This window comes from Paenibacillus sp. CH40, assembly GCF_024213605.1.
Lineage (GTDB): Bacteria > Bacillota > Bacilli > Paenibacillales > Paenibacillaceae > Paenibacillus > Paenibacillus polymyxa_B.
In genome coordinates this window covers 511,826-527,605 of sequence record NZ_JANAVQ010000001.1, presented here as the reverse complement: position 1 = coordinate 527,605, position 15,780 = coordinate 511,826, and the positions used below count along the sequence as shown (strand labels likewise).

The window sequence follows — 15,780 nt, the reverse complement described above, 5'->3', positions numbered from 1 at the left end:
CAGCGGTCAAAAAAATCTACATTACATTTCTTCAAATTGAGCTTTTTTTTCAAAAAAACATGATTAATTCATATTTTTTCACCTTTTCATGTCACCTTATATCACATGGCGTTGAATATATTCTTAAATATACCAACTACAGTCAACAAAATATACGCCAATGTCATCGCCATAAAAGTTAATCTCCAGACCGCTCTACATAATCTTTTACCATCAACCTTCCCTTTTATTCGATTTTGAGCTCCTCCAATTAAACCCAAAGCCAGTAATAGGAGCAGTAGAATCAAATAAAAACCGAATCGAGATGTAAAAATGACGTTAAAGAGTGCTGCGACGGAAAATATCAGAAAAAACGTGGTAATATCCATAGAAGTAAGTAACGATTTCTTTTTTTCCATTTTAAGAATGTAGCGACAAACCGCAAACACGATCAAAAACGGAAAAAAGGGAAGAATACTGAAAGTGATAATAGTACCTTGTATAAGACTCAACTGATCACCCCTCTTTTAGCCGCATGCCTTCAATTAATTGCCACAATAACTCATGAGTTGGTGCAGTAACTCCAGCCCGATCTGCCATCTGCACCAGTTGTCCGTTAATCGAAGCAACTTCCGTCATGGACTGTGCAAGTACATCAGCTAGCATGGACGAGTGATTCTCTGCCGTTGCCCGGCATACATTCATAATTTGCTCCCACCATGCGTTTTCCCAGTGGATACCATGAGCTTCATACACTTGAATGCCTTCATCGTAAAGCCTGCGCATCATATGTATTCGAATAGGGTCCAAAAGCAGCTCGCCATTACGAACTCGCCATAACGCCGTCAGCGGATTGATCACAGCATTGATCAACAACTTACGATACATACCATTCTCGATTTCTTTCGACAAGCAAGCGTCAAATCCTGCTGCAACCAGCCGATTTAGCACACATTGATTAAAATTATTGTTCTTCGACTCCTCCTCTTCCTCCGAACATCCTATTTCAGTAACACCCGATCCTGCATGTACAATAGATGCTACTCCCTGCCTCTTGGCTCCTTCAGTCGTCACAGCAGGGTATACTACAGCTTTAGGCCAAGCCTTTCTAATGCGTTCTATATGGCCGATTCCATTCTGCAAGCAAACAATTCCTGTATCTCTATCCATTTGAGCTGCAGGCTGGATCTGTTCTAATACTTCCTCAATCGCCCCCTGTTTGGTCATAAGCATTATCCATCGTGCCGGAGCCTGTGAATTTAACCGTTGCCAATCTGCCAATGGCGCTACCTTCAATTTATTCCCGGACACATGTACTGCCGTCTGTCCCTCCTTATCAAACACAGTAATCCCTTCACGAGCAATGATGTGTGCCTGCTCAAGTGTACGCGTCCACAGCCTTACTTTTGTACCTGAGGCAGACAACCTCCCGGCAAACAACAATCCCAGCGAACCCGCTCCAATAATATCAATCACCTTTGTATCGTCTCGCTCCCATCTTTTTTTCTACTATATCATATGCACTCTAAAGAAATACAAAAAACGCCAACTACAGCAAAGCGCTAGTTGACGTTTTATTTCAATATTGCAGAAGTAATCTTGTTACTCAATGCGCTCCAGATTCCCATTGGCGTCCATTTTGAATCTGGATTTAAGCTCTTCCTCATCATCAGTGATTAAAGCCAAGCGCCGAGCCCGGTCCATAATCTGAATCAGAGCTTTATAATCATCATTCACAACACGATAGTCGGTTTGCACCTCATTCACTTCTTTGGACAGCCGGTCATTTATGGAGCGAAGCTGATTCAATTCTTCTTCCTTTTCCCGTAAATCTTTCTCCAGCATCTTAATCTGCCGATTCGTTTCCTGGACAGATCCCTTCCATTGACGCAAGAAGCGAATTACTGCATCAATAGATAACGTATCCTCACTCGTACCATCCGTTCTGTACCCACCTTCGACCGTATCAAGCGAGGCAAAAGCCGCAACCTGTGATACACCTACCGGGTTCTGCTTACGGATATAGCTGCGCTTCTGGCGCTGTGCTTTGGCAATGCTAATCGCTTCATCATAACGTTTGCGCACGCAGCTGTTCCAACGAAAGCCGCATGCTGCAGAGGTTCTTCCGATTTTTTGACCAACCTCCTCAAACGCAGCGAGCTGCGTCCCACCTTCACGGATATGCCGCAATGTCACCTCCGCCAATATCAAGTCATCTTCCACACTCCATGCATCTTGTCTTATTGCAGTCATGCCTCTAGCCCTCCTAACAACATCCTGAAATAACCGTCTTCATGAACCGATCTTGCCGGTATTTGAATAGGGTATAAAAGCTGTTTATTCATTCCTATGCCTCTCGTAGAGTTCATAGAATCTATTTGATACTAAATTGTATTTCCATTTCTGCAAGAACTCATACGTGAACGTAAACAGTTTCGGGTTTCAAGCATGCTCAGACTGCTGTACAATAAAATGAATGGTTAAAGAAACAGAAAGGATCATATACATTACTATTAGTTTTTTTCGGGAATACATAAAAGGGGAAACCACATGAATAAACGAGTAAAAATCACAATCAGCACTCTGCTGGCCACCATTATGTTGCTAACTTTCATATATGTACGTCCTACTCTGGCCGCTCCCTCCCATGAAGAAAGTCAGATTTTACAAGATAGCCTGTCGATTGTAGAGATAGACCATGAAATTGAGCGAATCAGTCAAGAGCAGCAGACTCTTTTGCAGCGTCAGCGGGAATTGCGAAGTAATCTCACCGTTCAGCAAGAGCAAATGACCATACAACGGAAGCGTGCAGGTTCTGTGCTGCGATCGTATTATATGGGAGAAAGGGACAAGCTGTTGAGTGTAGTGCTAGGGGCGAAAAGTATAAGGCAACTTCTCTCTCTGTACGATTACTACTTATTATTAATTAGTCACGATCAGGATGTGCTTCAAGAATACGAATCCAATTATCAATCTATGCGAAAAACAGAACAACAAGTCACCCAAGCCTCAATGGAATTGGAGACAGTCAAAACAAACTTACTGGCACAACGCAAACGCATTATCCTGCTTCAGTCGCGTGTAAATGACGGCGTTAACGCCAGTAATGACCCGGATACCCTACGCAAGCTTATTGGCGAAATGACAGCTTATTGGGAGAATGTAGGTGTCTACGAGGTAAATAAGCACTTTAAAGCATTAGCTCAAGCTATGCAGGATTTACCGCAATTCATTCAACAACAACAAGGTGCTATGGTTACAAATGGAAAAGTGATTACGATAAGCATTCGCGAAGAGGACTTTAACCGTTTTTTAAAGTCAGAAAATGAATTGTTTAATCACTTCAACTTTACATTTGCACAGGATCGAATTATGGTAGAAGGTCAGCAGGGAACGATGAAATTAAGAGTAGAAGGTCACTACACGGTAGAAAATGAACCGAAAAATGCAATTTTATTTCATGTAGATCGATTGGTATTTAATGGTCTGGAACTCCCTGATACGACCCGCAACAAGCTGGAAAAAGATTTTGATCTAGGTTTCTACCCACAACAGCTTATTTCCTATGTCAAAGCCACAGAAGTACGCACTTTAGCAGGAATGCTTGAAGTTAAGCTCGAATTAAACTTTAAATAAGCTTTTGCTCACTTTCATTGTTCTGAATTTTTACGTATACAAAACAAGAGACCCCGGGATATTCCCGAGGTCTTTATTATTGTAATAACGATAGGGATTTTATAGCAGATCGGCTGCCAACTGCGCAAGCTTGGAGCGTTCTCCTTTTTCCAACATGATATGCCCACTAATCCCTTCTTGCTTAAACCGCTCCACCACATAGGTTAGACCGTTACTGGCTGCATCCAGATAAGGGTGATCAATCTGCTCCGGGTCTCCCATCAAAATAATCTTGCTTCCCTCACCCACCCGGGACACAATCGTTTTGATCTCATGTCGGGATAAGTTTTGCGCCTCATCGACTATAATAAATTGCCCAGGTATCGAACGCCCGCGAATATAAGTAAGTGCCTCCACCTGAATACTGCCCAAGCCCATCAAAATTTTGTCGATATCACCTGATTTTTTGGCATCAAACAGATACTCTAGATTGTCGTAGATTGGTTGCATCCACGGGCGAAGTTTTTCATCCTTTTCTCCCGGTAAATAACCAATATCCTTACCCATAGGAACAACAGGCCGAGCAATCAGCAGTTTCTTGAAGCGATGTTCATCCTCTACCTTAAGCAAACCTGCCGCCAGCGCCAGCAGCGTTTTGCCCGTACCCGCTTTTCCTGTAATGGTCACGAGGGGGATATCGTCATTAAGCAAAAGCTCCAATGCCATCCGCTGTTGAGCATTACGCGCGCTGATTCCCCATACCGATTCGTTACTTAAGTACAGCGGCTCTAATCGCTCTGCCTCCTGATTTACTTTCAGCAAAGCTGATTTTCCAGTTCCCATTTCATCTTTCAGAATGACAAATTCATGTGGATACAGCGTATAAGGTAGTTCCAGTGGCTTGATTGGTAAAAAACGGTTAGAGTAAAATTCATCTATGATGGACGGGTGCACCTGTATTGCCGAGTATCCGGGATATAGCTCACTTAGATCGCCTGTTCTATCGGATAGGTAGTCTTCGGTCAGCAGTCCCAATACATCTGCCTTGATCCTGACCAGCACATCTTTACTGACCAAAACGACCGAACGTGGTTCAGGCTGCTCCTGCTCTTCCAGATGATAATTCAAGGCAACCGCCAAAATCCGGTTATCGTTCGAAACCTCCCCGAACATCTCCTGAACTTTCAAAAAACTTCGGTGGTTTAACTCAACCTTAAGCCTTCCACCTTGGGGAAGTGGAACACCACTATGCAGATGACCCACTTCTCTCAACCCGTCCAACAATCGCGATACATTGCGGGCATTCCGTCCAATCTCATCCGCGTTGCGTTTTTTGGAGTCGATTTCTTCCAGAACTACAGCTGGAATAACAACTTCATGTTCTTTGAAGGTAAATATGGCTTTCGGATCATGCAGCAGCACATTCGTATCCAGCACAAAAATTTTCTTCATTAAATCCCCTCCAAAGCGGCGTGGACAATCTCGTGTTTCATACCTATACCTATTCACCGGGTACCTAATACTTGCTGATTCCCTGAAAAAAGAACCCCAAAGCAGCATAAAACAACGAAAAGTTGTAAGTGAAGATAGCCTCTGAGCCTGTCCATTTTTGAAATTAGACACAAAAGGCCCAGTGATTGCTCACTGGACCTAGACTTGGTTCACTATAACTTTAGACATACCTCAACCCCCTTATGTTATATAAGAGCTTTACTCGTTGCGAGTATAACATAAGTGGGAAGAAAGATACATACTCAGGAATTGGAAGAAGCTGCGGTATTGTCGCTTGCTTTTTTAGCTAATTCCTCTTGTAGCGCTTGCTTGGCCAAATCGAGCTGTTGCTCATCAATGTACACATACGGGCTACGCCACGTTCCTGCTACCGGATTGTATTTCACATTTTGCTTGGAAATATTCCAATAGGTTTGTACGATATTTTTCATTTGCTGTGACTCGATATCTGTCATCATATTCTTATCAACCGATTTAATAATTGCACTAAACTTGGTCAAAGCGTTAAAGGATTGCATTTGGTCAATTAGGGAATGAAGCACCTGATTTTGTCGACGATTACGATCAAAATCGTCAGATTCAGCTGTTCTCGGACGACAATTCGATTTGCGGTAGCGAACAAAATCAAGAGCCTGATCACCGTTCAAATGCTTGGCTCCAACTGTCAGGTTAATATCGGTACCATCTGCACGGTCACGATAACACATGTTTTTATCAACCGTCACATCTACGCCACCCAAATTATCTACTACATCTCTAAAGCCCTGGAAGTTAATAACCGTCACATAATCAATATCAATGTTTAAATATTTGCCAATCATCTTCTTCATTTGTTCTTCAGCAACTTCGCCAGATTCTTTCTCTCTAGCCTTAAACACCGGATAATACTCATTCAACTTGCGAGGTTTATATCCATCCATTTCTAGACGCGTATCGCGCGGTAAGGACACGATGGTAGACGATTTGGTATTAGGGTTCAATGTAGCTACCATAATAACGTCGGACAAATAAGTCGGATGATCAGGGCGGTAATCGGTTCCTAGCAATAAGATAGTCAAAGGCTTAGTTTCTGCCAATTGTGTTTTGGGTACTTCCTTGTTGATCCCCGTATCCAAAACTTCCTCTACCTGATTGTAAAGATAGTAAGTATAACCACCTGCTGCCAAAATACCTATAATAAGCAGAAACAAGACAAACTTCATAAACGATCTGAAAAAGCTTTTTTTCTTTTTCGTTTTTTTCGGTTTGGCGGATTTTTTCCCGCTTTGTGTCCGGGGAGGCAATCCGTTCGAAAGATTACTCATGCTTCAACACCTTTTCCTGCGTTTTGAGAAATATAGCTTTCTCCAAGTTTTACAATCCTAAAACACACACAGCGGCGCATCCCGTTCCCGGGCGTCGCCGCTGTGGCCAAAGACCAATCCAATCAATTACATATTTGCTTGTGCTGTTTTACGTTGTTTCTCCGCACGCTCGCGTTCACCTTTGTTCAAGATCTTTTTACGCAAACGGATAGCGTTAGGTGTAATTTCGCAATACTCATCATCATTCAGATATTCGAGCGCCTGCTCCAAAGAGAAGATAACAGGTGTTTTCAGTTTAACTGTATCGTCTTTTGTTGCTGAACGAACGTTTGTCAGTTGTTTTTCTTTACAAATGTTAACGACAATGTCGTTATCACGTGTGTGCTCCCCAACGATCATACCCTCATAGATTTCAGTACCTGGCTCCAGGAACAAAATACCGCGATCTTCCACGCCCAGCATACCATAAAATGTAGAGCTGCCGTTTTCGGTTGACACGAGTACACCCTGATGACGTCCACCTACTTGACCGCCAACAAATGGTCCATAGCTGTCAAACGCATGGTTCATTACGCCATAACCACGAGTCAAAGTCAGGAAGTTTGTAGTGTAGCCGATCAGACCACGTGCAGGGATCAAGAATTCCAAGCGAACCTGTCCGGTGCCGTTATTAATCATGTTAACCATTTCGGCTTTACGGGAGCCCAAACTTTCCATAACCGCGCCCATGCTTTCTTCCGGAATATCAATAAGGAGACGTTCGATTGGCTCCATTTTCTTACCGTCAATTTCCTTGACGATAACTTCCGGCTTAGACACTTGCAGTTCGTAACCTTCACGACGCATGTTTTCAATCAGGATACCCAGATGCAACTCACCACGTCCGGATACAATAAAGGCGTCCGGACTATCTGTTTCATCAACACGTAAGCTGACATCCGTTTCGAGTTCTTTCAGAAGACGCTCACGCAATTTACGGGATGTTACCCACTTACCATCGCGACCTGCGAATGGGCTGTTGTTAACCAGGAAGGTCATTTGCAGTGTCGGCTCATCAATCTTCAGTACAGGCAATGCTTCAGGATGATTTGGATCGGCAATGGTTTCACCGATGTTGATATCTTTAATTCCCGCAATCGCAACAATGTCACCAGCGCCCGCTTGGTCAGTTTCAATACGTTTCAGACCTTGGAAGCCGAACAGCTTCTCAATACGCGCTGATTTACTGCTACCATCACGCTGCATAACTGTGACTGCTTGCCCCTGCTTGATGATACCGCGGTTTACACGACCTACTGCAATTCGGCCAAGGTATTCGTTATAGTCCATCAGTGTTACGAGGAATTGAAGAGGCTCATCTACTTTCTCAGTTGGAGCCGGAATGTGCTCTACAACTGTTTCGTACAATGCTTGCATGTTATCGTCTTGCTTTTCAGCATCCATGCTGGATGTTCCGTTCAGCGCCGAAGCGTACACAACAGGGAATTCCAATTGCTCGTCATTCGCACCCAGCTCGATGAACAGATCCAGTACTTCGTCAATAACTTCTGCCGGACGAGCTGCCGGACGGTCAATTTTGTTTACTACAACGATTGGCGTCAGATTTTGCTCCAGCGCTTTACGCAGTACGAATTTCGTTTGCGGCATGCAACCTTCGTAAGCATCAACGACGAGCAAAACACCGTCAACCATTTTCATAATCCGTTCCACTTCGCCACCAAAGTCGGCGTGTCCCGGTGTATCTACAATGTTAATCAGATAATCTTTGTAAGTGATAGCTGTATTTTTAGCCAAAATCGTAATACCGCGTTCACGCTCCAGATCGTTGGAGTCCATGGCGCGCTCCTGAACAGCCTCGTGTTCTCTAAATGTTCCGGACTGTTGAAGCAGCTTGTCGACAAGCGTCGTTTTTCCGTGGTCGACGTGGGCAATAATCGCAATATTGCGAATGTTTTCTCTAGCATGCATGGTTTGTATCCATATCCTTTCCGTATATCAAAATAGTGTCTCTATCCTGAAGCAGTGCTGATTCAAGGCTAACAATCGTTCTTTAGGCCCACTCCCTGCCAGCCTTCTATATGTTTCAGGCTTTGTACAGACAGCTTCTCTCTCCGATTCGCGTGAAAACCTTAAAATAAGCGTCAGAAATCATTCCGACGCTCTTATCATATCCATTATATTATAGTTGAAATATGTCATAAAGCAAGACATTATTGCCTGTTCCGTAATTTACCGCCATAAAATCTCACAGCTTGTCGTTTTACCTTTTGCGTTTGCCACGGTTGTTTAGGACCAACCAGATTCCAGCGCCAATCAGTAAAACTGCAATAACATATATGATACCCGTTCTTAGGGAGGTAATAACCAATAAAAGCACCGATACCAAGCCCAATATTACGCCCCCTGTATATACATTGCGAGAAAGCGAAATATCATTAATGGCGTACTCCCATAATCCAATCGCCACACCTAGAAGTAACAAAGGCCATAAATAGGCCATTAAATGCCAGCCCCAAATATTGCAGAGCAAAAATAAGAAGCCATAAACCGACAAAATCCCTGCCGGCAGCAACATAAAGGGTGAAACTTTACGCTTCATGTACATTGCATGCAGTACGATTCCAGGTATTAAAAACAGCAAAGGCCAAAAGTTTCGTCCCAAAAAGGAGAACGCCCCCAGTTTCCCCAACAAAATAATCAGTCCTACGGCAACAATGCCCACTCCGATCATACGCTCTTTTCCGGAATTCATCGTGGTCTCCTTTGTTTGCTGAATTTGTTTTCAGGTCTCTTAATGTGATTGTTTTTAAGTATATTTTTGTGAATATAGAGTCTTTACAAAAACCGAGTAAACCTGGCATTCGCAAAAACTCTATGTCTATTTTAGCCGATGTTTTCCAAAAAAACTACGTTCAAATATGGCGAGCTCGTAACTGACGATATATACCTGCAACGACGACTGCTGTTGCCAAGAGTCCCGGTAACCATGCATGTATAAGCTCTCCCGTACCTGCTAACCATACACCCAATCGTGGATCACGCAGTAGCATTTCTCCTGCCGTAAAAGCCAGGATTGCAGATCCGAGCAAAACAAGTACAGGGAACCGGTGAAGCCAGATCGCAATCACGTTGCTGCCCCAGACGACAATCGGAATACTAATCGCAATCCCAATGACAATAATGGCGATATCCCCATCTGCTAGGGCTGCAATAGCTAATACGTTATCTAGACTCATCACAAAGTCCGCTACCAGAATCACCTGTATAGCCTTCCATATGGTTGTTTCTGCTCTTACTCCCACATGATCCTCATTCTCATAAAGCAGCTTAAACGCAATCCATAACAGAAGTAGACCGCCTGCCGCCTGAATAAAGGGTACGCCCAGCAAAATGACAGCTACAAAAGTCAAAACACAGCGCAGGAGGACTGCACCGACTGCCCCCCACCATATAGCTTGACTCCGCTGCCTTGCAGGCAAGTTTTTGCTCGCCATGGCTATAACAACTGCATTATCACCGCTTAACACCAAATTAATCATTAATATTTTCAACAGCAAAATGATATGCTCCATGTGTACAAACACCCCCATCCTACTTGTATGCGAAATAGGACGAGGCTATGCTTATAAGCCTTGTCAAATAAGTCATTATTTATTAAAAATTGATGTCAAATTTGTTGAGCAAAGACCTTGAAATCAATAACAAACAGCAATATAATGAATCGTATTTCCGAAAAACGGGTATTAAAATAAACAACATACAATGATTTTAGGATGTTTAATCAGGGAGATGAGAACGATTGATATGTCCGGACTTCAGTTCTTTTGGCTACTGCTTAATGTGATATTTATTGACCTTCTGCTCGCAGGAGATAATGCGATTGTAATTGGACTTGCCGCCAGAAAGCTGCCTCCTGCAACGCAAAAAAAAGCGATACTGTACGGTACCGGTGGTGCCCTCCTCATTCGCATAGCAGCCACCATTGTGGTACTCTGGCTGCTTCAAGTACCATGGTTGTTACTCATCGGGGGTGTCATGTTAGTCTGGATCGCGTATAAGTTGCTCGTAGACCAGGAGGACCATACCGAAGTCAAAGCGGGAACAACGTTATGGGGTGCTATCCGCACGATTGTTGTAGCCGATGCGGCTATGGGTCTGGACAACGTGATTGCTGTTGCTGGCGCGGCCCAGCAGCATTTGCTCCTTGTAGTGCTGGGACTATTAATCAGCGTACCGATCGTTGTATGGGGAAGCACTCTTTTTATCAAGTTGATCAATAAATTCCCTTGGATTATCTATTTAGGATCGGCTGTGCTTGGTTATACGGCCTCTAATATGATTACTGAAGAACGTAAGCTGGAACCCTACTTTACTGAGCACCCTGCGCTGCGTATTTTGTTTATTGCCGCAGTCATGGCAGGTATTTTGCTCACAGGATATCTTCAAAATCGCAGAGCAGTGTCCAGTCGAGAAAAAGCCGTCTAAAATCATTCAAAAACTGTTTTAACTAAAATAAAAAGGCAGACCCAAAATAGCTGGCGGGTCTGCCTTTTTGTTTAAAACCAATCTTCCTGTATAACTTCCTCTTTGCGCCCCTCTATAGCTCCGCCTGCCTCCAGGACAAGCGTCTCTGTTGTAGCCACAGCCTGTTCAATCAACACATTTAAATCCCGAATAGAGGCTTCAATCTTTTGAACAACCCACAAATTTGGATTGGTCGTTGGGGATTTAGGAACAAACAATGTACAGCAATCCTCATAGGGGAGTATCGATAGATCGTAGGTGCCAATCTGCTTTGCGATTTCCGTGATCTCCTGTTTATCCATCATTACGAGAGGTCGCAGCAATGGTAATTCTGTCGAGCGGCCAATCACATTCATGCTGGATAACGTTTGACTAGCGACTTGCCCCAGACTGTCGCCTGTCACGAGTGCCAGTGCTCCTTCACGCTCAGCCAGCATCGTTGCAATTCGTAGCATAGACCGTCTCATTAGCGTAATAATCAGATTATCCTGTCCAGTGCGCGTAAAGGCCGTCTGCACCTCTGTAAACGGTACAAGGTGGATTTTGATTCGACCCGCATAGCCTGCTAATACCCTTGCCAAATCAATAACCTTTTCTTTCGCACGCTCACTTGTAAATGGATAGCTATAAAAATGTACACATTCGATTTCCAATCCTCTACGCATGGAAGACCATCCTGCTACCGGGCTGTCAATTCCACCAGACAGCAGCAGCATAGCTTTACCGTTCGTTCCTAACGGAAAGCCCCCTACAGCCATAATAACATCGCTGAATATATAGGCCGCCTGCTCTCTAACCTCCACACGTAACTCAATATCTGGTTGATGTACATCGACCCTCAACGCTTGAAACTCTCGCAATATAGGAGAACCAATTAAATGATTCATCTCTTGTGAGGAATGAGCAAACTCCTTCCATACTCTGCGGGCATTTACCTTGAACGTCGTTCCCTCGGTCACATTCAGCTCACGCATCAAAGCTGCAGCGGTCTCAATGATAGCACCCAGCTCAACAGGAGCCATTTTGACAGGACTTATTGTCGTGATGCCAAACACTTTTTGTAACACCTGAATGATCTGTTCATAAGGCTCTCCTCCGAGAACCACATAAATCCGTCCAAATTCCTTCCGCAAAGAAGCACCGGGAAAGGGTTTGAGCAGCAGCTTCACGTGATTCAGTACTGCCTTTTCAAAACGAGTCCGATTCTTCCCTTTTAATGTAAATTCACCGAAGCGAAGTAACAGCATATCATAGTGCATTTTAACGTTTCCACCTTTCAAGGGATTCCAGCCTGGCTACAGCCTGTCGCAGTGCAAGTATAAGCTCATCGATATCCTGTTCCGTATGTTCATCACCGAAGCTGATACGAATGCCGCCAGACGCTTCGGCCTCATTGCATCCCATCGCCAGCAGCACCCGACTGGGTTCAGCCAATTTCGAAGAGCATGCCGATTTGGTGGATACTACCACACCCAGTTGCTCCAGCGTATGCAGCATTACCTCGGCTTTCATGCCCGGATACGAAAAGTGGACAATATGCGGCGCTTCTTCCCCGCTATTCAGCCGCAGTTGAGGGAGTGTCTTCACTTCTGCGACCACTCGTTCTCTCCACTCGGTCATACGGCGTGCTGTCTCTACTTGCCGTTCGCCCGCCAACCGTATCGCCTTAGACATACCGACAAGCAGCGGTACATTTTCCGTACCTGCACGAAAACCCTGCTCCTGAGAGCCGCCACTATGCAGTGGGAAAAGCTCTACACCTTCCCGAACGAATAGTAGTCCAGCACCTTTGGGTCCACGCAACTTATGCGCAGAGAGGCTGTACAGATCAGCCTGCCATCCCCGGATATCAACCGGTAGCTTTCCAAACCCCTGTACACCGTCAATATGAAATAATACACGGGGGAACTGTTTCTTCAGCGCAACACCGATATCATGCAACGGTTGCACCCTTCCCGTCTCATTATTGACATGCATGATACTGACTAAAATCGTATCTTTACGGACAGCGGCACAAACCTGTTCGGCGCTCACATGCCCTTCTGCATCGACAGGTAAAAATGTAACCTCAAAGCCCAGATTTGTCAGTTGTCTGCAAGCTTCATACACAGACGGGTGCTCTGTCGATACAGTAACAATATGCTTGCCTCTGGTCTGATACTGCAAAGCTGCTCCCTTGATAGCAAGATTGTTGCTTTCCGTTGCCCCAGATGTGAAGACAATCTCTGATGGATGCACTTCCAAAGCCGCAGCACATACTTCGCGCGAACGCTTAAGTAACTTATACGCATCCTCTCCATATCGATGCATCGAGGATGGATTCCCGTAGTGGCGTCTCATGACCTCGGCAACTGTTGTAATCACCTCTTCAAAAGGCGGAGTTGTCGCGGCATAATCAAAATATTTCATTGCACTCCCCTTTTCCGCTCTATAACTGCTGCAACAAAAAAAGACCAAAACAGGGAAAGGCCGCTACATTATAGCGACACCCTTTCCCCATATTGATCCTGTCTGCGGACCTAATCTAATTGAAATTACGCACTTTTTTCGTTGTAAGCTATAGGGCTTAGATCGTATATTTTTCACGTGCATTTTGAATTTTGGTAATATATCTTTGCGTTTCCACCGGAAGCTTGTCCAGTACAGCCATTAACTGTTCATCACTATTTACACCAAGCCGCTGCACCCGTCCGGGACCTGCATTATATGCAGCCAGCGCCATATTTTCTTGTCCGTTAAATCGTTTAATCTGGTAGGACAAATAACGAACACCGGCATCAATATTTTGAACAGGATCATACGGGTCGCTGACCCCCAGGCCTTGAGCCGTAGCATCCATAAGCTGCATAAGCCCTTTGGCTCCGGCCGAAGAAGTGACCGACGGATTAAACGAAGATTCCGTATCAATAACCGCTTTAATCAACGCTACTGGAACGCCGTATTTCTGGCTAGCCTCGTTAATCAAATCATCATATGCTGTAGGTGTTGTGGGTCCGTCTGTTGCTGTGCTGGAAGGAGCGGGGTACAATGACGAAGCCGTCCCCCTCGAAGGTCCCAATTGAAGCCATAGCAAACCGTTTTCGTCTCTGGTAACATCACTTGAATTTTCTCGTGTCACAGCACCATCTGTTTCCAACTGACCTACTTGTTCCAGTAATCCGGAAAAAGCGTCCGTTGTACCCGTCTGGGTTGTAGCACTCATATTATTTAACAGCTGCATGTCTAACATGGACTTGGACACGCGCGGATCAATTTGCATGTGGTGTTCCCAACTTTCTATAGTTGTTATATCCCAAATAGCTTGTCATTACTGCTATGATACAACTTTTTACTATGTACTTCCATACCTTTTAATGAAAAAAAGCTCCGTTTCTGTCGAAAAGACAGCGGAGCTTTATAGATCAGCTTTAATGTAATTATATCACTAAGATGATTTTTCTCGGATATACAAAAGAAAACTGAGCTTGTTCTCCAGTAGGGTCAACGAACGAACGGGATAAAAGCAAAATAACTCAATGTCGCTAGCGCCCCCAGACCAATCGACCAAATGCCGGTCGTTTTGCTGCCATTCACATAAGCAAAAAAACCTAAAACTGCAGCAATAGGTCCCAGCACAATTGACCACATAAACAATGAGGCAATTCCTGCAGCCAGACCAATATAGCCAGAAATACGGCCACTATTGTTTATAACCTGCTCTTCACCCTTAACCTCATGTCGAGTCACAGCTGAGCCGGGAGCAACCTCTGCTGCATATTCCTCACGATCATTACGGCGCTTGGCAGATCGTTCATGAATGTGACGGGGGTAATCTACACGTTCGCGGCTAACATGCTCTTTACTCTGATGCTTGTCATTTTCATGATCTTCCATAATAAACTGCACCTCCAAATGCGAAATGAATCGCGTAATAAAATTTACACGGACTTCGGCTTAAAAGTGTGGCAACAGGTTGCGGCTGACGTGGCAGCCTTATCACGTTCTTCTGAACTGAAGCTTTCTCCCGCATATTCTTCTTTAAATTTCTTACCGGCATGACCATCAACTTCAATCATGATCAAATCTGCCTTGCAAAAATTGTTTTCTCCCCAATAATGGCAATTGGCTACGCTACACTTAACGATTGGCTTGGCCTCTTGGCTCATGATCATCACCTCGGATTCATTGTCCCCCCGCTACCCTGCACCTATGCGTTCATGGTATATGGCAGTTGGTGACATACGAAAAAAGCCGCTTCCTTCACCTCCTCCAAAATGGCAGGAAGCAAGTAGAAAACGGCTTGCTTGTCTTGTTTTAGTTTTTGATTAGAAATGATCTTCCCCGTTGAATGCTTTAGGCATGAGTACGTCGAGTCTGCATCCGGCGCTGAGTCAAATAGTCACTTTCATAATAAGTCAGATCATCACGCAATTCTTCAAAATTTTTCGTAATGTCCATGATCACTTCGCGAGCGGCTGGCACTGGCGTTTTACGGAAGCGAATAGCATCTTGTCCCGTATACGCATAGCGTCCATCCTCTGCGTAAGATTCATTTTTGGGATAAAAAAAGCTGTTCACGCAGTCATGGTAAACGTTATACAATGCCTTTTCCGCAAAATCGACGTCAAAATTGGCACGGCGTAAAGCCACACCCAGCTTTTCATAAGATACTTCGGAAAAAACAAGGACATGACGGAGATCCGACAAAAAGCCTTTGTAAAAAAGTACGGACTCCTCATTGCCATCTGCAGCAAGTTGTGGCAGAGCATGCTCATTGAGGAATGTTTCCACCCGTTTCACGGCAGTTTTCAGTCTCTCCTGCGCCGACTCACATAATTTTTGTACGTTGACTGCTGACATCAAGGCA

At 44.4% G+C, this 15,780-nt stretch carries 16 protein-coding genes; 2 read left to right on the top strand and 14 right to left on the bottom strand.

Translation table 11 applies throughout. The annotated features are described in order from the left end of the window. Positions 1-101 precede the first annotated feature (101 nt). The 3 genes from NLX73_RS02320 to NLX73_RS02310 all read right to left on the bottom strand — a co-directional run bounded on the left by NLX73_RS02320 (position 102) and on the right by NLX73_RS02310 (position 2,232). Positions 102-491 (bottom strand): DUF3397 domain-containing protein, encoded by a 390-nt coding sequence (locus tag NLX73_RS02320; protein ID WP_165178389.1) that lies wholly within the window; start codon positions 489-491, stop codon positions 102-104. A 4-nt stretch (positions 492-495) separates the two neighbouring features. Beyond that, positions 496-1,455 (bottom strand): ketopantoate reductase family protein, encoded by a 960-nt coding sequence (locus NLX73_RS02315; protein ID WP_254325273.1) that lies wholly within the window; start codon positions 1,453-1,455, stop codon positions 496-498. A 126-nt stretch (positions 1,456-1,581) separates the two neighbouring features. Beyond that, the gene (locus tag NLX73_RS02310) at positions 1,582-2,232 is read right to left on the bottom strand and encodes an RsfA family transcriptional regulator (protein ID WP_254325272.1); all 651 of its coding nucleotides are present in this window, start codon (positions 2,230-2,232) and stop codon (positions 1,582-1,584) included. Positions 2,233-2,529: 297 nt separating this feature from the next. Between NLX73_RS02310 and NLX73_RS02305 the strand changes: the two genes are divergently transcribed. Next, the gene (locus NLX73_RS02305) at positions 2,530-3,615 is read left to right on the top strand and encodes a hypothetical protein (RefSeq protein WP_254325271.1); all 1,086 of its coding nucleotides are present in this window, start codon (positions 2,530-2,532) and stop codon (positions 3,613-3,615) included. A 99-nt stretch (positions 3,616-3,714) separates the two neighbouring features. On the opposite strand, the gene NLX73_RS02300 is transcribed toward NLX73_RS02305, so the two are convergent. From NLX73_RS02300 to NLX73_RS02280, 5 genes are all read right to left on the bottom strand, one after another. After that, positions 3,715-5,046: a PhoH family protein gene (locus tag NLX73_RS02300; protein WP_023989462.1), complete on the bottom strand. Its 1,332-nt coding sequence runs from the start codon at positions 5,044-5,046 to the stop codon at positions 3,715-3,717. Positions 5,047-5,348: 302 nt separating this feature from the next. Next, a complete protein-coding gene (locus tag NLX73_RS02295) occupies positions 5,349-6,410 on the bottom strand; it encodes an LCP family protein (protein WP_254325270.1) in 1,062 nt (353 codons plus the stop codon). 126 nt (positions 6,411-6,536) lie between these two features. Further along, on the bottom strand, positions 6,537-8,378 hold the full coding sequence (gene typA, locus NLX73_RS02290) for a translational GTPase TypA (protein WP_061828529.1): 1,842 nt from the start codon (positions 8,376-8,378) through the stop codon (positions 6,537-6,539). Between the two features lie 292 nt (positions 8,379-8,670). Next, positions 8,671-9,162, bottom strand: a complete 492-nt coding sequence (locus NLX73_RS02285; RefSeq protein WP_103049630.1) for a hypothetical protein — start codon at positions 9,160-9,162, stop codon at positions 8,671-8,673. Between the two features lie 160 nt (positions 9,163-9,322). Then, entirely contained in the window at positions 9,323-9,982 is a 660-nt protein-coding gene (locus NLX73_RS02280; protein WP_254325269.1) for a TerC family protein, read from the bottom strand. A gap of 217 nt (positions 9,983-10,199) precedes the next feature. Between NLX73_RS02280 and NLX73_RS02275 the strand changes: the two genes are divergently transcribed. Further along, entirely contained in the window at positions 10,200-10,895 is a 696-nt protein-coding gene (locus NLX73_RS02275; protein WP_025722107.1) for a TerC family protein, read from the top strand. Between the two features lie 71 nt (positions 10,896-10,966). On the opposite strand, the gene thiI is transcribed toward NLX73_RS02275, so the two are convergent. From thiI to NLX73_RS02245, 6 genes are all read right to left on the bottom strand, one after another. Next, positions 10,967-12,193 carry a tRNA uracil 4-sulfurtransferase ThiI gene (gene thiI / locus NLX73_RS02270; protein WP_254325268.1) on the bottom strand — a complete coding sequence of 409 codons (1,227 nt, stop codon included), beginning with the start codon at positions 12,191-12,193 and terminating at the stop codon, positions 10,967-10,969. A gap of 1 nt (position 12,194) precedes the next feature. Beyond that, positions 12,195-13,343 carry a cysteine desulfurase family protein gene (locus NLX73_RS02265; protein WP_254325267.1) on the bottom strand — a complete coding sequence of 383 codons (1,149 nt, stop codon included), beginning with the start codon at positions 13,341-13,343 and terminating at the stop codon, positions 12,195-12,197. 157 nt (positions 13,344-13,500) lie between these two features. Next, entirely contained in the window at positions 13,501-14,193 is a 693-nt protein-coding gene (locus NLX73_RS02260; RefSeq protein WP_069289995.1) for a lytic transglycosylase domain-containing protein, read from the bottom strand. Between the two features lie 221 nt (positions 14,194-14,414). Next, the gene (locus tag NLX73_RS02255) at positions 14,415-14,807 is read right to left on the bottom strand and encodes a hypothetical protein (RefSeq protein WP_061828535.1); all 393 of its coding nucleotides are present in this window, start codon (positions 14,805-14,807) and stop codon (positions 14,415-14,417) included. 44 nt (positions 14,808-14,851) lie between these two features. After that, a complete protein-coding gene (locus tag NLX73_RS02250; RefSeq protein ID WP_061828536.1) occupies positions 14,852-15,079 on the bottom strand; it encodes a DUF1540 domain-containing protein in 228 nt (75 codons plus the stop codon). Between the two features lie 187 nt (positions 15,080-15,266). Next, positions 15,267-15,773 carry a YpuI family protein gene (locus tag NLX73_RS02245; protein WP_029517778.1) on the bottom strand — a complete coding sequence of 169 codons (507 nt, stop codon included), beginning with the start codon at positions 15,771-15,773 and terminating at the stop codon, positions 15,267-15,269. Between the last annotated feature and the right edge of the window lie 7 nt (positions 15,774-15,780).